Below are 17664 nucleotides of genomic sequence, written 5' to 3' on the forward strand. Positions count from 1 at the left end.
TACATTCGTCTAGTTTTTTTGACACACAGCTACCCTCTTCTCTTTTATTCTAAATAAATATACTGGCACAATTCTTGCTTTATTAATGTAAAAAGGAGGAATTAAAATGAATGTAAGAATAACTAACATCCAAAAACAACTACATAATTACGGAATCGACGGGTTACTTATTACAAAAAAAGAAAACCGTCAATACGCAACAAACTTTACAGGTAGCGCAGGCGTTGTCTTAATCGCTGCGCATAAAGCTATTTTCATTACTGATTTCCGTTACGTAGATCAAGCAAAAACGGAAATAAAAGCAGCAGAAATTATTATGCATAAAGGAAATTTAGAAGAAGAAGTTGCAAATCAAGTATCAAAATTAAAAATTCAAAAACTTGGCATAGAAGACAATAATATGACTTTGCAACAATTTAAGAAACTACAAAAATATATACATATAGAAATGGTTCCAGTGTGTGAGATTATTGAAGATATTCGACTTATTAAAGACACATCTGAAATAGAAACAATGAAAATCGCAGCTACGATCGCTGACGAAGCATTTCACCATATTGTTACATTTCTAAAGCCTGGAATAAGCGAGACTGACGTTCGAGATGAGTTAGAATTTTCCATGCGAAAAAAAGGGGCCACATCTTCTTCATTCCAAATTATTGTAGCTTCTGGTGTTCGTTCTTCTCTTCCACATGGAGTTGCATCAAATAAAATAATTGAACGAGGCGACATCGTTACATTAGACTTTGGTGCACTTTACGACGGATATTGTTCCGATATAACACGTACCGTAGCAATAGGGGAACCATCGGAAGAATTCAAAAAAATATACAATGTTGTACGAGAAGCGTTAAAACGTGGGACTGAAGCGATTAAGCCTGGAGAAACTGCGAAAAGTATCGATGATGTAACAAGAAACTACATTACAGATTGTGGATATGGTCAATATTTTGGTCATTCTACTGGTCATGGTCTTGGCTTAGAAATACATGAACCTCTTCGCTTATCCCAAGAAAGTAAAGCTACATTAAAAGAAGGTATGGTTGTTACAGTTGAACCGGGCATTTACATACCGAACTGGGGCGGTTGTAGAATTGAAGATGATATCGTCATTACAAAAGACGGATATGAAGTTATTACAAAATCAAATAGAGAACTAATTGTAATCCCTTGTTAAAATCATGGCCTTTTTAAAAGGAGTTTTTCTCTGCACATAGAATTCTTTCTCTGGAGTAATTGTTTTAAAAGGGGGAATTTCAATTGAACTTTGTAATCGACAAGATAGATGGTTTACAGCCTGAATTTTCCAAACTTGTTTCCATGATGAATTACGCTCGCTATACAACAATACAAGCGGTGGAAGGCTTAACAATTGGAGAACTTGATTATTTATATGATGAGGAAGCAAATTCAATTGGCATGCTTTTGTATCATATGGCCGCTATTGAATTTTACTACCAGATTCATACTTTTGAAGACCGTGAACCAACGGAGGCTGAATTAGAACGCTGGTTACCTGGAATTGAATTAGGCGATCTTGGGCGTGAGAAAATAAAAGGAAACGCTATAGAATTTTACATCAATACATTACAAGAAGTACGTTCCAAAACGATTGCAATATTTCAATCATTACCTGATGAATGGTTATTTAAAACGACAGACTTTTGGTATGACAAACCAGCAAATAACTATTTTAAGTGGTTTCACGTTTTTGAAGATGAAATCAATCATCGTGGACAAATTCGTTTAATTAAAAAGATGCAAAAAACTCATGCAGTAAAATGAGGAAATGCCACCGAATAAGGTGGCATTTTCTTTTATTCATTAACGAATAGCTTTTCGTTTACTATTTTAGTGACTACCACTACCAACATTAAAATGCATATTAAATATAGCATTTTCGCAATAAACAACCACCCTTGAAACATTACAATTCCATCTATTATCTCATTTCCTTTCCATAACAAAAACGGAATTGTGCTGATTATAATGACAAATTCGATGCTGAAAACCATTTTCTTTTTTCGACTATATGCTTTCCATTCATTCCAGCGATACATAGGAGCAAAAATCAATACTCCTATACATAATATAACTGGTACCCATTCACTGTTAAGAAATTGTCCTGAAATAATTGATAATAGTAAACAAACTAGCACACCATAATATCCTATTTTTTCTCTCATTCGTACTCCCCCATTCTACTTCTCCTTTAATATGTAACTTGCTATACTTATAACAATTCTTAGAAAAATAACAACTATAATTACAAGATAAAGACCGTTTGCAGAAGACATCCATTCTTGAAAAATAGACATTTTCTCCATTTGTTTCTGACCCTCTATTAAAATAACCCCTGCGAACAATGAGCAAACAACGATGATACCTATCATAATTCCGATACTTTTTACTGTATTGTTTCATACCATCCCAGTTATATAAAAGTATAAATACAAACCCGAAAACAGGTATAATACTTATCCATTCATTGTTTGTAAATAGCTTTAAAATGATTAATAGACTACAAGATATGATAAATCCCAAAAATCCAATTTTTTTGTGCATAAGCCCTCCTTGAATTCCATTTTTAGGATTAATTGTATTGTAACATCCATTTTTTATCCTTACCATTGCAGTACATGAAATTTTACCTTTTTTTCTGTTTCTTATACTCACATACTTTCCCTACTTTCATACAATAAACTACACGATTGCCTAAGGATGTGAATGTTATGGGAGTTGAATTAACGCTATTACACGCTCTCTATGTTATTTGTTTACTCACTATTATTACCTTTTTTATTCTCCGGAAAGATACTACAATTATTTGTATCGTTTTTATCTTTTTATTAGCATTAACTGCTACAAGTTCTATCCCTCTTGCCGTTAGCGGCATTTTTCAAAGTTTTATTTACGCCATTACTGAGCTATTACCAACTATATTAATCATTTCTATTATTGTATCCATGAGCAATTTACTCGTTCATACCGGTATAAATGATACAATGATTTCACCATTTACAAAGATGATCCGTACCCCTACCCTCGCCTACTGGATTATTGGCCTTTTGATGATGACAATTTCTTTCTTCTTTTGGCCTTCTCCCGCTGTCGCCTTAATGGGAGCTATTTTATTACCGGTTGCTGTACGCGTCGGTCTCCCCCCAATTGGAGTAGCAATTGCTATGAACTTATTCGGTCATGGGATTGCTTTATCCGGCGACTTCGTTATACAAGGCGCACCAAAATTAACCGCAGACGCTGCTGGTCTCCCTGTTTCCAGCGTCGTATCTGCAAGTGTTCCACTCGTTATCGTTATGGGCGTTGTGACAACTTCCGTCGCTTTTTTCTTCTTACGAAAAGAGTTTCATACAGGCTTAGCTATACAAGAATCTATTCTATCAACTGAGTCTTCTAAAACGCTCACTTCATTATCTCCTCGCACAAAGAAATGGCTCGCTATTTGTATCCCTATCGTATATATCATTGATATCCTTTGCATGATTCAATTTAAACTACAAGGAAGCGACGCAACTGCACTTATCGGCGGAACAACTGTTATTATGATTATCATCATTTCTCTCATCGCCTACAAAGGTAATGGACTGAATAAAACAACCGATTATTTCATAGAAGGGCTCCAATTTGGCTTTAAAATTTTCGGACCAGTTATTCCTATCGCTGCACTCTTTTATTTAGGAGATAGTGGCTTTGTGAAAATTATCGGAGACTATTTACCGAAAGGTTCACACGGAATCATTAACGACTTAGGCATCGCTTTATCTCAAACTGTTCCTTTAAATCAATATGTATCGGCAGGGACATTAACCATCGTGGGTGTCATTACCGGCTTAGATGGATCAGGTTTTTCAGGTATATCACTTGCTGGTTCCATTGCCAATCTTTTTGGAACAGCACTTGGCCATGGAACAGCTACATTAACAGCACTCGGGCAAATTGCAGCTATATGGACCGGGGGCGGGACGTTAATTCCTTGGGCACTTATTCCTGCTGCTGCAATTTGCAAGGTAGATCCATTTGAACTGGCACGCCGAAACTTTTTACCGGTTGTTATCGGTTTAATTGTCACCACGATCGTTGCGATGTTTATCCTATAACGTAAGCAAGTGTTCTCTTGCTTACGTTTTTTGCTTGTAAAATTCATCATGAATTATCAGTTTTCAAGAGGGATTCGTTATTACTCAGCGAAATTATATTAGGAGAGTAATTTTTTCAAAACGTTTACGAGAAACAGATTACTGCAATTAGAAAAGGGGACATACCTATGAATGAATTGATTTTCGTCTTATTAATTTGTCCATTATTTATCTTTATCGTATCTGTTATTGGAACACGCAAAACGAAAACGTATTACGTAATGCCGATTGTAACGTTTGCTAGTTTTTTAATAATAGGTGTTATCGCCTTTACTCCAAAATTTTTCTTTTGGGTCGGCATGTATAGCATTTTCTCATTTATTGTTTCTTATGTGACTCTATTGTTTGTAAAAAGATATAAGCTTGCAGAAAGCACTAAGTAGTTAAGGAGATTGTAATATGATTTTCTTTGATATTGATGGAACTTTACTTGATTATGAGGCTGCTGAAAGAAATGGTATTATAGATTTTTTTCAAATATATATTTACTTCTAGTGAACTTGGTATATCGAAACCAGATCCTGAAATTTTTCACAGAACCGTATTACAATCGAACCTTGAAATGAAAGATTGCTATTATATTGGCGATCGATTAGAGACTGATGCGATTAGTAGTACAGCAGCTGGGATGCAAGGGATATGGTTGAATCGGGATAACTCACAACTCAAGTACGATATTCCTACTATCTGTTCGTTACATGAAATTATAACAATGATATAAAAAAACGACCGCGTTCCCCCGCGGTCGTCTTTTTTCGTGTTACGCTGTGATCCAAGCTTCGTTAGCTGGATTTTTACGCCACTCTTGTAATTTTTTCGTTTCAGCTTGTCCAATCATACCTTTTTCTGCTGCAACTTCAGTTAATGCACTGTAATCACTTAAAGAATATGATGCTACGTTAGCTGCTTCTAGTTTTTCTTTTCCTGCTTCTAACTCATATGTGAAGATTGATACGATTCCTAATACTTCACATCCAGCTTCGCGAAGTGCTTCTACACATGTAATTGCACTACCGCCAGTTGAAATTAAGTCTTCTACTACTACGACTTTTTGACCTTTTTCAGCTTTTCCTTCGATTTGGTTCCCTTTACCGTGACCTTTTGCTTTACTACGTACGTAGCACATTGGTAAATCCATACGATCGCTTACCCATGCAGCGTGCGCAATACCAGCAGTTGCTGTTCCTGCAATAATTTCTACAGTTGGGAAGTGCTCTTTAATTAACTCTTCTAATCCAGCTGCAATCGCTTGACGTACTTTTGGATAAGATAAAGTTAAACGGTTATCACAATAAATTGGTGATTTCATACCTGAAGACCAAGTGAATGGATCATTCGGTTGTAAAAATACTGCTCCAATTTCTAATAAATGCGATGCGATTTCTTTTTTCATACTGTTACACCTTCCCACTGTTGTTTTACTGTTTTATACGCTTCAAGCGGATTTTCTGCTTTTGTAATACTACGTCCAACTACGATGTAGCTTGAGCCAAGTTCCCTCGCACGTTTCGGTGTTGCTACGCGCACTTGGTCATTTACATCATCGCTTGCAAGACGAATCCCCGGTGTTACTGTTACAAATTCATTTCCGCATACTTCACGTAATTTTGGAACTTCAAGTGTTGAACAAACAACGCCATCAAGTCCACTTTCTTTCGTTAATTTTGCATAATGAGCAACCGCTTCTTCTAACGTTTTCTCAATACCGATCTCTTTTTTCATCATAGCTTCCGAAGTGCTTGTTAGTTGTGTAACTGCAATACAAATCGGTCTCTCTTTTCCTTCTTGCTTACCTTCCTCTAATCCCTCAATCGCAGCTTTCATCATGCTGCTTCCCCCAGCAGCATGAACATTTACCATATCAACATCTAGACTAGCTAGGCTACGCATAGCGCTTTTTACTGTATTCGGAATATCATGAAGTTTTAAATCTAAGAAGATCTTATGTCCCTTTTCTTTTAAGTACGTAATAATCGCAGGGCCTTCTTTGTAAAATAACTCCATACCTACTTTGACAAATAACTCTTCCCCTTCAAAGTGGTGTAAGAATTGTTCTACTTCTTGTTTCCCTGGAAAATCTAGTGCAACGATTAACGACTGTGACATGTTTGCTTCCAGCTCCTTCCTTGACATTCCGAAATGTGATCAAATCCTAATTCATCTAATAATGCTGGTAACTCTTCAATAATTGTCGGACATACGAACGGATCGATAAAGTTCGCTGTACCTACTGCAACTGCGCTTGCGCCAGCATAGAAGAATTCAATTACATCTTCAGCTGTTTCAATACCACCCATTCCGATAATTGGAATGTTAACCGCTTGGCTTACTTCATGTACCATGCGAATTGCTACTGGCTTAATCGCAGGACCTGATAATCCGCCTGTACGGTTTGCTAAAATTGGTTTAGCTGTTTTTAAATCTAGACGCATACCAAGCAATGTATTAATCATCGTTAAACCATCTGCACCTGCATTTTCAATCGCTTTTGCAATTTCTACTATGTTTGCCACGTTCGGTGACAATTTCACGTATACAGGTACTTCAGAAACCTCTTTTACTCGCTTCGTTAAATCAGCAGCAATTTCAGGATTTGTACCAAAGGCGATACCACCTGTTTTTACGTTCGGACAAGAAATGTTTAATTCTAGTGCATGGACATTAGGCGCTTTCGAAATTTCCTTCGCAACCGCTACGTAATCCTCAGCTTGTGAGCCTGCAACGTTTGCAATAATTGGAAGGTCAAATTGTTCTAACCATGGTAATTCCGAATTCATTACTTTGTCTAATCCCGGGTTTTGAAGTCCGATTGCATTTAGCATGCCCCCTGGTGTTTCAGCAACACGAGGCGTTGGATTTCCATAACGTGGTTGTTCTGTCGTCGCTTTAATCATGATTGATCCTAGTACACTTAAATCGTAAAACTGTGCATATTCACGACCAAACCCAAAGCATCCAGATGCCGGTATAATTGGATTTTTTAATGATAATCCTGGTAATTCAACTTGCAATCTGTTCATAGTACAACCTCCCCGATTGGAAATACTGGTCCGTCGCTACACACCTTCTTGTAAGAATGTCCACTTGGATCTTCTTGTAAGTGGCATACACATGCGAAACAAGCTCCAATACCACAGCCCATACGTTCTTCTAATGAAATATAGGCTTTTTTCTCTTTGTAACGTCCTTCTAATGCACGAAGCATCGCTAGCGGACCACATGAATAAAGAATATCAAAGTCAATTCCGTAATTATCAATTACATCTGTGACAAATCCTTTTGTACCGTGTGTACCGTCTACTGTCGCAACGTACGTATCACCAAGTTCTGCAAATTTTTCTTCATAGAAAACTACATCTTTCGTTTGAAAGCCTAAGATGTGAATAACACGTACACCTTTTGCAACGAGGCGCTGTGATAATTCATAAAGTGGTGGTACACCAATTCCCCCACCTACTAGTAAAGCTGTTTGACCAGCTTCTGCTTCTTCTACAGGAAAACCGTGTCCTAATGGTCCTAGTACATCTACCATTTCACCTTGTTTTCTAGTTGCTAATGTTTTTGTCCCTTGTCCTTCGGCACGATATAGCATTGTAAATTCGTTCTTCTCTTGATCTACATTACAAATACTAATTGGGCGGCGCAGAAGGGGCGCAATGCCCTCTGCTACCTTAATGTGTACAAACTGCCCTGGTTCGTTCATTTGCTGTACTAACGTTCCTTGAAGCACTAATTCGTAAATATTTTTTGCGATTTCTTTTTGGTTAACGACGATCATATTTTGCTTTTGCATCATGCATGTACCACCTCGTGACGCTTTGTTTGCGTAATTTCTTTCATTGAATGAGCTGAGAATGTCATAGATTCTAATACTCGTAAGATTGCTCTTGTTGTATCAAGTGATGTTAAGCAAGCCACACCATTTTCTACTGATTCACGGCGAATGCGGAAACCATCACGCGCTGGTTGTTTACCTTTTGTTAATGTGTTAATTACAAACTGTGCTTTTCCTTGACGGATAATATCTAGTAAGTTGTAGTCTTCAGAATCAATTTTGTTTACAACTTGTACTGGGATATTTTGCTCTTCTAATGATTGTGCTGTTCCAGCTGTTGCTAATAAGTTATAGCCGATTTCGTGGAAACGTTTTGCAATTTCCATCGCCTCTTCTTTATCTTTATCCGCTACAGTAATGATTACTGAGCCGTGCGTTGGGATGTTAATTCCAGAAGCAACTAATCCTTTATATAATGCTTTTTCAAGCGTTAAGTCTTTACCCATTACTTCCCCTGTTGATTTCATTTCAGGTCCTAATGTTGTATCAACTGAGCGTAGTTTCGCGAATGAGAATACCGGAGCTTTTACATATACTTCTTTCTCTTCTGGGTGATAGCCAGTTCCGTATCCTTGCTCTACTAGGTCTTGCCCTAAAATAACTTTCGTTGCAACATTCGCCATCGGTACGCCTGTAATTTTACTTAAGAACGGTACTGTACGGCTTGCACGTGGATTTACTTCAATTACGTACACTTGATCTTTGAATACTACAAACTGGATATTTAGTAATCCAACAATGTTTAATCCTTTTCCAAGTGCAATTGTATGTTCAATGATTTGTTCTTTTAGTTTTTCAGATAAACTTTGTGGTGGATATACTCCAATTGAGTCACCAGAGTGAACTCCAGCGCGTTCAATATGTTCCATAATACCTGGAATGAATACATTCTCACCATCGGAAATTGCATCTACTTCAATTTCTTTACCAACCATGTAACGGTCGATTAATACTGGGTGATCTGCATGAACTTTAACTGCATTTTTCATGTAGTGCAGTAGTTCTTCTTGACGATATACGATTTCCATCGCACGTCCACCTAGTACGTAAGATGGTCTTACTAATACTGGGTAACCAATTTCTTCTGCGATTGCTACCGCTTGTTCTACAGTCGTTGCTGTTTTACCAACTGGTTGCGGGATGCCAAGTTTTGTTAAAGCAGCTTCGAATTTATCACGATCTTCTGCACGGTCTAAGTCTTCAAGTGATGTTCCTAAAATTTTCACACCGTGTTCTTCTAGTTTCGCTGCTAAGTTAATTGCCGTTTGTCCACCGAACTGAACGATAACACCTTCTGGTTTTTCTAAATCGATAATATGCATTACATCTTCAATCGTTAATGGTTCAAAGTATAATTTGTCAGAAATACTGAAGTCTGTTGAAACTGTTTCTGGGTTGTTGTTAATGATAATTGCTTCATATCCAGCTTCTTTAATTGCCCATACTGAGTGAACTGTTGCGTAATCAAACTCAACACCTTGACCAATACGGATCGGACCAGATCCTAGAACTACTACACTCTTACGATCTGTTACAATCGATTCATTTTCGTCCGCATATGTGCTGTAGTAATATGGCGTTGCAGATTCAAACTCTGCCGCACAAGTATCTACCATTTTGAATACTGGCATCATATTATTTTCTTTACGCATATCGTAAATTTCGCGCTCCGTTTTGTTCCAAGCTGCTGCAATGTAGTGATCGCTGAAGCCCATTTCTTTTGCAGTTTGTAGTACTTCCATATTTCCTACATTCGCTTTTACTTCACGTTCCATATTTACGATGTTTTCAACTTTTTGTAAGAAGAAGAAGTCCATTTCACACCATTCATTGATTTCTTCTTTCGTTACACCTTGGCGAATTGCTTCTGCTACAATAAACAGTCGTTCATCATCCGCTTTAATGATACGTTTTTTCATCGTTTCTTTATCAAGTTCTTTTAAGTGGTCTAATTCTAAGTGATAAATGCCAAGCTCTAAAGAACGAACTGCTTTTAGTAATGATTCTTCTAAGTTACGTCCGATTGACATAACTTCACCAGTTGCTTTCATTTGTGTTCCAAGCGTTCTGTTCGCTGATTCAAACTTATCAAACGGCCAACGTGGAATTTTTGAAACAACATAGTCTAACGCTGGCTCGAAGCAAGCGTAAGTTTTTTGTGTTACTGGGTTTACGATTTCATCTAACGTTAAGCCGACTGCAATTTTTGCTGCTAATTTCGCAATTGGATATCCAGTTGCTTTAGATGCTAGTGCAGATGAACGACTTACACGTGGATTTACTTCGATTACATAGTATTGGAAGCTATATGGATCTAGTGCAAGCTGAACGTTACATCCACCTTCAATTCCTAGTGCACGAATAATTCGTAATGACGTGTTACGTAACATTTGGTATTCACGGTCGCTTAGCGTTTGGCTCGGTGCTACAACGATTGAATCACCTGTATGAACACCAACTGGATCGATATTTTCCATGTTACACACTACAATCGCGTTATCATTTGAATCACGCATTACTTCGTATTCAATTTCTTTACAGCCAGCAATACTTTTCTCTAATAAACATTGTGTTACTGGGCTATGTTTTAAACCACTTGTTACGATTTCAATTAGCTCTTCTTCGTTATGACAAATTCCGCCGCCCGTTCCTCCTAATGTGAACGCTGGTCGAACGATTACTGGGTAACCAATTTCGTTTACAAATCCATATGCTTCATCAAGGTTATGAATAATTTCACTTGGTGGTGTTGGTTCATTTAAATCTTGCATTAATGTACGGAATAAATCACGATCTTCCGCTTGCTCGATTGCTGATAATTTTGTTCCTAAAATTTCAACTCCGCACTCGTCAAGTACGCCTGATTTTGCAAGTTCAACAGCCATGTTTAAACCTGTTTGACCACCTAATGTTGGTAGGATTGCATCAGGACGTTCTTTACGAATAATACGGCTTACGAATTCTAATGTTAATGGCTCGATGTATACTTTATCTGCTGTTGCAGTATCCGTCATAATTGTTGCTGGGTTAGAGTTAACAAGGATTACTTTGTAACCTTCCTCTTTAAGAGATTGACAAGCTTGTGTACCAGAGTAGTCAAACTCCGCTGCTTGCCCAATTACAATTGGTCCTGATCCGATTACTAAAATTGTGTTAATGTCTAGGCGTTTTGGCATAACTCTTCCCCTTCTTTCTTGAAGTTTTCAATCATTGTTAAGAAATCTTCGAATAAATCATTTGCATCTTCTGGTCCCGCTGAAGCTTCTGGATGGTATTGTACTGTAAATGCCGGGAACTTCTTATGACGAAGACCTTCTACCGTTCCATCGTTTAAAGCAACATGTGTAATTTCAAGATCTGTATTTTCAACTGATTCTTCTTCTACTGCGTATCCGTGGTTTTGAGATGTAATTGCTACTTTTCCAGTTGCAAGATTTTTTACTGGATGGTTTAAACCACGGTGACCAAATTTCAACTTACTTGTATTTGCACCTGATGCTAGAGCGAACAATTGATGTCCTAGGCAAATTCCGAATAAAGGAACTTTACCGATAATGTCTTTTAACATTTCAATTGCTTCTGGTACATCTTTCGGATCTCCAGGTCCATTACTTAACATAATTCCATCTGGGCTAAGGCGTAAAATTTCTTCCGCTGTTGTGTTGTAAGGAACTACAATTACATCACAGTCACGCTTATTTAATTCTCGTAAAATACCATGTTTCATACCGAAGTCTACTAGTACAACTCGGTGACCACGACCTGGGCTTGGGTATGGATCTTTCGTTGATACGCGTTTTACATGATCTGTAAATACTGTCGCTTTTAATTGGCTTACAATGTACTCTACATCTGCATCCATGTTACAAAGGCGTCCACGTAATGTACCGTATTGACGAATTTTTCTCGTTAATTTTCTCGTATCAATCCCTGCTAATCCTGGGATATTTCTTTCTTTCAAGTAATCATTTAACGAAATTTCATTACGGAAGTTTGATGGGTGATCACAAATTTCGTTTACGATTAAACCATTTACAGATGGGTGAATGGATTCAAAATCGTCACGGTTAATGCCGTAGTTTCCGATTAATGGGTACGTGAATGTTACGATTTGACCGCAATATGATGGATCAGATAATGTTTCTTGATATCCAGTCATTCCTGTTGTAAATACAACCTCACCTGACTTTTCGATTTCGCCTCCGAAACCTGTTCCAATTAATACTGTTCCATCTTCTAAGATAAGTTGTCTTTTCATACTAATGCACTCTCCTTTTGCCATGCGATCTTACCACCAACGATTGTCATTACCGGCCATCCTTGGCATTTCCAACCTGCGAATGGTGTATTTTTTCCTTTTGATAAGAATGTTGTTGGGTCAATCTCTTCTTCTTGTTCTAAATCAATGATTGTAATATCAGCTGCTCTACCTTCTTTTAGGCGACCTGCTTCTAAGCCGAATGTATCAGCTGGCTTTTCTGTTAAGAATTGAATTAACTGTTCTAGCGTAATAACTCCCTTTTTCACAAGGTTTGTGTATAGAAGCGGGAATGCTGTTTCAAAACCAGTAATTCCAAACGGTGCTCTTTCAATTCCTTGTGCTTTCTCTTCCGCTGTATGCGGTGCATGGTCAGTTGCGATCATATCGATCGTTCCATCTAATAAACCTTCAATTAATGCTGCATGGTCTTCTTTTCCACGAAGCGGTGGGTTCATTTTAAAGTTAGGATCAGCTGATGGGATATCATCTTCACATAACACTAGGTGATGCGGTGTTACTTCTGCTGTTACTTTAATTCCAGCGCGTTTCGCATCACGGATTACACGTACAGAACCTTTCGTACTTACATGACATACGTGATAGTGGCAATCTGCTGCTTCAGCAAGCAGTATATCCCTTGCAATATGTACAGATTCACATACTGATGGGATACCGTTTAATCCGTGTTTCTCAGAAAACTTCCCTTCATGTACACAACCTTTATTAATAAGCGTATTCTCTTCACAGTGCGCAACTACTGCCATATCTAATTTTGCTGCACGTTTCATAGCCGCTAACATCATGCTCGCATCTTGTACGCCTACGCCGTCATCTGTGAAAGCAAATGCTCCAAGTTCTTTTAATGTTTCGAAATCTGTCATTTCAGAACCAGCTTGACGTACTGTAATTGCTCCGTATGGTAGTACGTTAACATGAGCTTTTTCTTCAATACGTTTTTGCAAGTCTTCCATATGTTCTCTGCAATCTGGTACCGGGCGTGTATTTGGCATTGCGCAAATTGTAGTGAATCCACCTTTTGCCGCTGCTAGTGTACCTGTTTCAATTGTTTCTTTATGTTCACCACCTGGTTCACGAAGATGTACGTGTACATCTACTAATCCAGGTGCGATTAACTTTCCGTTCACATCGATTACTTCAGCATTATCTGCCGTAATATTTTCTGCTACCTTAGCGATTTTACCGTCTTGTACGAGAAGATCCGTTGCTACGATTTTTCCTTCTTCATTCATATAACGACCATTTTTAAACAAATAATTCATGTTTCATTCCTCCTAATACATTTGGTAAGGCGCGTTTTAGTACAGCCATTCTTACGTAAACTCCATTTTCCATTTGTTTAAATATACGTGAACGCTCACACTCAACAAGTTCACTTGCAATTTCAACATCACGGTTTACAGGAGCTGGATGCATAATAATGCTTCCTTCTTTCATACGCTTTTCTCTTTCTACTGTTAATCCGTGTTTCTCATGATATTCTTTCATAATGTCTGTTTCATAATGATCATGACGCTCATGTTGTACACGGAGTAACATCATTACATCAACTTCTGGAACAAGTTCATCTAATGGTTTGTATGTTCCAAATGTGTTGTCTTCATCTTTCCACTCTTCTGGACTTGCAAAGTAAATTGTTGCACCAAGCTTCGTTAATGCTTCTGCATTAGAACGTGCTACTCGGCTATGACGAACATCTCCTACTATTGCAATCTTCAAACCTTCAAATCTTCCAAACTCTTGTTTAATTGTAAGAAGGTCCAGTAGGCACTGTGTTGGGTGGTTTCCGCATCCATCTCCAGCATTTAAGATTGGAATATTCACCTGATCTTTTAATTCATCGAAGTAGCGATCTTGCTCGTGGCGGATGACCACTGCTTTTGTTCCGATTGATTCTAGTGTTCTTATCGTATCGTATAGAGTTTCTCCTTTTTGTACGCTAGATGCATCAGCTGAAAAGTTTAAAACATCAAGTCCTAATCTCTTCTCAGCAACTTCAAAGCTAAATCTCGTTCTCGTACTATTCTCAAAGAACAAGTTCGCAACAAAAGTTTGCTCTGTCGTTTTGCTCTCTTTTCCATTCGCAAAATCTTCTGCATCTTTTAGGATTTCTGAAATTTCTACTTCCGATAATTCACTCATCGTTAACAAATGGCTCATCTTCATCCCTCATCTTTCTGATTTTTATGTTACCACTTTTGAATTTTTATAACAACCTTTGCATAAAAATACCCTAATCGTGTGAGACTAGGGTGCAAGAAAGAAGCCACCCTTTCCGGTCTCACAGGACTGAATTAAAAGGTTATTATTATGAAGCAATCTGCTTAGATTGTTTTATTTGTTTCGTTTCCGGTAGTAGTAGATTTAACAGTACACCTACAATTGCTGCTAGTGCCATTCCTTCTACTTGGAATGATTCTCCTACGTGAAGTACCGCTCCACCAATACCGATTACTAATATTACTGATGCAATCATTAAGTTTCGTTTGTCACTTAAATCTGTTTTATCATCTACCATCATGCGTAATCCGCTTGATGCGATTACACCGAATAGTAAGATTGATACACCACCCATAACTGGTGTTGGGATCGAATGAATCAGTGCAGAAATCTTACCGATAAATCCGAACATGATTGCGAATACTGCTGAACCGATGAATAAGTATACACTGTATGCTCTCGTAATTGCTAGCACACCGATGTTTTCACCATACGTTGTATTCGGTGGCCCACCGATTAGTGACGCGATTAATGTTGCTACTCCGTCACCGAAGATTGAACGGTGTAAACCTGGTTTTTCAATTAAATCTCTTTTAATAACATTTCCAAGAACAATTTGATGTCCGATATGTTCTGATATTGTTACTAGTGCAACTGGTACCATCAAGAGTACAATCTTCCATGAAAACTCTGGTGTGTATGTTACAAATGGTACTGTGAAATCTGGTACAACAAACCATTTTGCCTCAGCTACCGGCTTTAAGTCTACTAGCCCTTGGAAGTAAGCGAAGATATATCCGCCGATAATGCCAAGTAACACTGGTATGATACTGAAAAATCCTCTTCCAAATATCGAGCATATGATTGTAATTGCTAATGTTACTAACGCTACTGAAAAGTGTGTAAAGCTATATTTGCCATCCGCACCGTTCATCGCCATGTTAACTGCTGTATGTGCTAAAGCTAGACCGATTACCATTACTACTGGACCAACTACGATTGGTGGTAGTAATTTCATAATCCACTCTGATCCTGATTTCTTAATTCCGAGTGAGATTAAGATGTACACAAGTCCTGCTAGCAAACCACCAAGCATTGCCGCTCCCGGTCCACCTGCCGTTTTCGCTGTTATAATCGGTGCGATAAAGGCGAATGATGATCCTAGATAAGCAGGTACTTGACCTTTCGTTATAAGAAGGAATGCTAACGTTCCTAATCCACTTGATATTAATGCTACTGATGGATTCAATCCTGTTAAAAACGGAACAAGCACTGTTGATCCAAACATCGCGAACAAATGTTGTATACTTAAAAATAACCATTTTCCCGGTTTCGGTACTTCATTAACGTCTAACACTGGCTTTTGTTCCATTGTTACATCCTCCTTCAGTTTAAATCTTTGCAATAAAAAAACTCTTTGTGCCTGTGCACAAAGAGTCCTACACTTTCGTATGCCAAATTTGACATATGAAAGCCAAGACCCTTTGGCAGCCTCACAGGACTACATTTAAAAGGGCTTTACTTATCGTATATGCTTACTCGATCTTGTTGATCTGTCTCTTGCAAATCAACTTCGATACGCTCTTCACTTGATGTTGGAATATTCTTCCCTACATAATCAGCGCGAATTGGTAATTCGCGATGACCTCTATCAACAAGAACCGCCAATTGGATTTGAGATGGTCTACCTAAATCCATAAGAGCATCCATTGCTGCTCGAACTGTTCTTCCTGTATATAATACGTCATCCACAAGGATAACTTTTTTCTTCGTAATATCTACAGGGATATCAGAACCTTTTACAAGTGGTTCTTTATTTTTCGATTGTAGTGTTAAATCATCACGATATAACGTAATGTCTAACTCTCCAACTTCCATTTCTTTTCCTTCAATTTGACCAATTCGTTCTGCCAAACGTTGTGCAATAAAAATTCCACGAGTTTTAATTCCGACAAGAACACAATTATCGACACCTTTATTTCGTTCCACGATTTCATGACTAATTCGTGTTAAAGCGCGGCGAATCATTTGGTCATCTAAAACGACAGCTTTCTCTTGCATGCTCTACACCTCCAAGCTTTTTTCTTGCGTGAGAGTAATGGTATAAAAAAAGTCCTCTCAGCGTGTGCGAGAGGACTTTTGAAAAAAGGGTACAACATACCCTAAGTATTTCAAACCGTTACCTTCTCAACCTCACGGGGCTGTGTTAAAGGATCATTATTTAACTGTTGTCAGTATCTCAGTTTTCTTATGATTTGTCAATACTATTTTCGTAAAATATTTAATGCGTCTTCAAACACTTCTGGAATCGGTGCCTCAAACTGAATATATTCACCCGTACGAGGATGATCAAAGCCTAAAATACCCGCATGAAGTGCTTGTCCATTCATATCTAACGTTTTCTTCGGACCATACTTCGGATCTCCTGCAAGTGGATAGCCAATATATTTCATATGAACACGAATTTGGTGCGTACGTCCCGTTTCTAAGCGACATTCTACAAGTGTAAAGTCTTTAAAGCGTTCTAACACTTGGAAGTGCGTAACAGCGTTCTTACCATTTTCATCAACTGTCATACTTTGACGCTCTTTCTTATCACGAGCAATCGGAGCATCAATCGTTCCCTTATCATGCGGAATCACACCGTGTACAATCGCTTTGTAACGTCTCGTTACTGTTTTTGCTACAAGCTGATTCACAAGCGATTCATGTGCCATATCATTTTTAGCAACCATTAATAGTCCAGATGTATCTTTATCAATACGATGCACGATACCTGGACGCATTACACCGTTAATGCCTGATAAGTCTGTACAATGATGCATAAGGCCATTTACAAGTGTACCACTTGTATGCCCTGGTGCTGGATGTACAACCATACCACGTGGCTTATTTACAACAAGCACATCTGCATCTTCATAATAAATTTCTAAATTTAAATCCTCTGGTTGAATATCTAACTCTTCTGGTTCAGGAATTGTTACTGTAATTTCATCTTCTTCTTTTACTTTATAATTCCCTTTTACCGCTTTCCCGTTTACTGTCACAACGTTATCTTTAATCCATTGCTGCACTTGCGTACGTGACCATTCGTTATTTATCCCTGCAACGAATTTATCAATTCGCTCGTTTTTTTGCTCTGCTACAACTGTTACTTGTACTACTTCACTCAT

The 17664-nt window shown here is 38.0% G+C and carries 16 protein-coding genes and 2 pseudogenes; 5 read left to right on the forward strand and 13 right to left on the reverse strand.

Annotated features, from left to right (window positions below):
- Positions 1-106: 106 nt before the first annotated feature.
- Positions 107-1177 carry a M24 family metallopeptidase gene (locus tag BLT20_RS19860; RefSeq protein WP_001102863.1) on the forward strand — a complete coding sequence of 357 codons (1071 nt, stop codon included), beginning with the start codon at positions 107-109 and terminating at the stop codon, positions 1175-1177.
- 83 nt (positions 1178-1260) lie between these two features.
- Positions 1261-1785: a DinB family protein gene (locus BLT20_RS19865; RefSeq protein ID WP_001012035.1), complete on the forward strand. Its 525-nt coding sequence runs from the start codon at positions 1261-1263 to the stop codon at positions 1783-1785.
- Between the two features lie 32 nt (positions 1786-1817).
- Here the strand turns inward: BLT20_RS19865 and BLT20_RS19870 are convergent, their stop codons facing one another.
- Positions 1818-2186 carry a YoqO family protein gene (locus tag BLT20_RS19870; RefSeq protein WP_001208250.1) on the reverse strand — a complete coding sequence of 123 codons (369 nt, stop codon included), beginning with the start codon at positions 2184-2186 and terminating at the stop codon, positions 1818-1820.
- A gap of 15 nt (positions 2187-2201) precedes the next feature.
- Positions 2202-2565 (reverse strand): annotated as a pseudogene (locus BLT20_RS19875) (YoqO family protein).
- A gap of 167 nt (positions 2566-2732) precedes the next feature.
- Between BLT20_RS19875 and BLT20_RS19880 the strand changes: the two are divergent.
- The 3 genes and pseudogenes from BLT20_RS19880 to BLT20_RS19890 all read left to right on the forward strand — a co-directional run.
- Complete coding sequence (locus tag BLT20_RS19880) at positions 2733-4118, forward strand: membrane protein (RefSeq protein WP_000537905.1); 1386 nt, start codon at positions 2733-2735, stop codon at positions 4116-4118.
- Between the two features lie 167 nt (positions 4119-4285).
- Complete coding sequence (locus tag BLT20_RS19885) at positions 4286-4540, forward strand: YbeF family protein (protein WP_001003919.1); 255 nt, start codon at positions 4286-4288, stop codon at positions 4538-4540.
- Between the two features lie 86 nt (positions 4541-4626).
- A pseudogene (locus BLT20_RS19890) lies at positions 4627-4878 on the forward strand (HAD family hydrolase); the annotation flags it as partial.
- A 39-nt stretch (positions 4879-4917) separates the two neighbouring features.
- Here BLT20_RS19890 and pyrE read toward each other — a convergent pair.
- The 11 genes from pyrE to BLT20_RS19945 form a co-directional block, all read right to left on the reverse strand.
- Positions 4918-5550 carry an orotate phosphoribosyltransferase gene (gene pyrE / locus BLT20_RS19895; RefSeq protein ID WP_000711440.1) on the reverse strand — a complete coding sequence of 211 codons (633 nt, stop codon included), beginning with the start codon at positions 5548-5550 and terminating at the stop codon, positions 4918-4920.
- On the reverse strand, positions 5547-6263 hold the full coding sequence (gene pyrF, locus BLT20_RS19900; RefSeq protein ID WP_000083510.1) for an orotidine-5'-phosphate decarboxylase: 717 nt from the start codon (positions 6261-6263) through the stop codon (positions 5547-5549). The genes pyrE and pyrF overlap by 4 nt, the downstream gene beginning before the upstream one ends.
- Positions 6248-7177: a dihydroorotate oxidase B catalytic subunit gene (pyrD, locus tag BLT20_RS19905; RefSeq protein WP_001081049.1), complete on the reverse strand. Its 930-nt coding sequence runs from the start codon at positions 7175-7177 to the stop codon at positions 6248-6250. The genes pyrF and pyrD overlap by 16 nt, the downstream gene beginning before the upstream one ends.
- Positions 7174-7953 carry a dihydroorotate oxidase B electron transfer subunit gene (pyrK, locus tag BLT20_RS19910; protein ID WP_000983359.1) on the reverse strand — a complete coding sequence of 260 codons (780 nt, stop codon included), beginning with the start codon at positions 7951-7953 and terminating at the stop codon, positions 7174-7176. Before pyrK ends, pyrD begins: the two co-directional genes overlap by 4 nt.
- Positions 7950-11168 (reverse strand): carbamoyl-phosphate synthase large subunit, encoded by a 3219-nt coding sequence (gene carB, locus BLT20_RS19915; RefSeq protein ID WP_001126101.1) that lies wholly within the window; start codon positions 11166-11168, stop codon positions 7950-7952. The genes pyrK and carB overlap by 4 nt, the downstream gene beginning before the upstream one ends.
- Complete coding sequence (locus tag BLT20_RS19920) at positions 11153-12250, reverse strand: carbamoyl phosphate synthase small subunit (protein WP_000828680.1); 1098 nt, start codon at positions 12248-12250, stop codon at positions 11153-11155. The genes carB and BLT20_RS19920 overlap by 16 nt, the downstream gene beginning before the upstream one ends.
- The gene (gene pyrC, locus BLT20_RS19925) at positions 12247-13533 is read right to left on the reverse strand and encodes a dihydroorotase (RefSeq protein WP_001108367.1); all 1287 of its coding nucleotides are present in this window, start codon (positions 13531-13533) and stop codon (positions 12247-12249) included. The genes BLT20_RS19920 and pyrC overlap by 4 nt, the downstream gene beginning before the upstream one ends.
- The gene (gene pyrB, locus BLT20_RS19930) at positions 13517-14431 is read right to left on the reverse strand and encodes an aspartate carbamoyltransferase (RefSeq protein WP_000018849.1); all 915 of its coding nucleotides are present in this window, start codon (positions 14429-14431) and stop codon (positions 13517-13519) included. The genes pyrC and pyrB overlap by 17 nt, the downstream gene beginning before the upstream one ends.
- Before the next feature lie 148 nt (positions 14432-14579).
- Positions 14580-15863, reverse strand: coding sequence for a uracil permease (gene uraA, locus BLT20_RS19935; protein WP_000435928.1), 1284 nt, complete (start codon positions 15861-15863; stop codon positions 14580-14582).
- Between the two features lie 146 nt (positions 15864-16009).
- The gene (pyrR, locus tag BLT20_RS19940; RefSeq protein ID WP_001156491.1) at positions 16010-16552 is read right to left on the reverse strand and encodes a bifunctional pyrimidine operon transcriptional regulator/uracil phosphoribosyltransferase; all 543 of its coding nucleotides are present in this window, start codon (positions 16550-16552) and stop codon (positions 16010-16012) included.
- A 203-nt stretch (positions 16553-16755) separates the two neighbouring features.
- Positions 16756-17664, reverse strand: coding sequence for an RluA family pseudouridine synthase (locus BLT20_RS19945; protein WP_000005853.1), 909 nt, complete (start codon positions 17662-17664; stop codon positions 16756-16758).

This window comes from Bacillus sp. cl96 (assembly GCF_900100505.1).
GTDB classification, from domain to species: domain Bacteria; phylum Bacillota; class Bacilli; order Bacillales; family Bacillaceae_G; genus Bacillus_A; species Bacillus_A cereus.

Excerpts from the sequence above, each read along its gene's own strand:
- BLT20_RS19860 (WP_001102863.1), top strand. The coding sequence starts at position 107 with ATGAATGTAAGAATAACTAACATCCAAAAACAACTACATAATTACGGA.
- BLT20_RS19870 (WP_001208250.1), bottom strand. The coding sequence starts at position 2,186 with ATGAGAGAAAAAATAGGATATTATGGTGTGCTAGTTTGTTTACTATTA.
- BLT20_RS19880 (WP_000537905.1), top strand. The coding sequence starts at position 2,733 with ATGGGAGTTGAATTAACGCTATTACACGCTCTCTATGTTATTTGTTTA.
- BLT20_RS19885 (WP_001003919.1), top strand. The coding sequence starts at position 4,286 with ATGAATGAATTGATTTTCGTCTTATTAATTTGTCCATTATTTATCTTT.
- pyrE (WP_000711440.1), bottom strand. The coding sequence starts at position 5,550 with ATGAAAAAAGAAATCGCATCGCATTTATTAGAAATTGGAGCAGTATTT.
- pyrF (WP_000083510.1), bottom strand. The coding sequence starts at position 6,263 with ATGTCACAGTCGTTAATCGTTGCACTAGATTTTCCAGGGAAACAAGAA.
- pyrD (WP_001081049.1), bottom strand. The coding sequence starts at position 7,177 with ATGAACAGATTGCAAGTTGAATTACCAGGATTATCATTAAAAAATCCA.
- pyrK (WP_000983359.1), bottom strand. The coding sequence starts at position 7,953 with ATGATGCAAAAGCAAAATATGATCGTCGTTAACCAAAAAGAAATCGCA.
- carB (WP_001126101.1), bottom strand. The coding sequence starts at position 11,168 with ATGCCAAAACGCCTAGACATTAACACAATTTTAGTAATCGGATCAGGA.
- BLT20_RS19920 (WP_000828680.1), bottom strand. The coding sequence starts at position 12,250 with ATGAAAAGACAACTTATCTTAGAAGATGGAACAGTATTAATTGGAACA.
- pyrC (WP_001108367.1), bottom strand. The coding sequence starts at position 13,533 with ATGAATTATTTGTTTAAAAATGGTCGTTATATGAATGAAGAAGGAAAA.
- pyrB (WP_000018849.1), bottom strand. The coding sequence starts at position 14,431 with ATGAGCCATTTGTTAACGATGAGTGAATTATCGGAAGTAGAAATTTCA.
- uraA (WP_000435928.1), bottom strand. The coding sequence starts at position 15,863 with ATGGAACAAAAGCCAGTGTTAGACGTTAATGAAGTACCGAAACCGGGA.
- pyrR (WP_001156491.1), bottom strand. The coding sequence starts at position 16,552 with ATGCAAGAGAAAGCTGTCGTTTTAGATGACCAAATGATTCGCCGCGCT.
- BLT20_RS19945 (WP_000005853.1), bottom strand. The coding sequence starts at position 17,664 with ATGAGTGAAGTAGTACAAGTAACAGTTGTAGCAGAGCAAAAAAACGAG.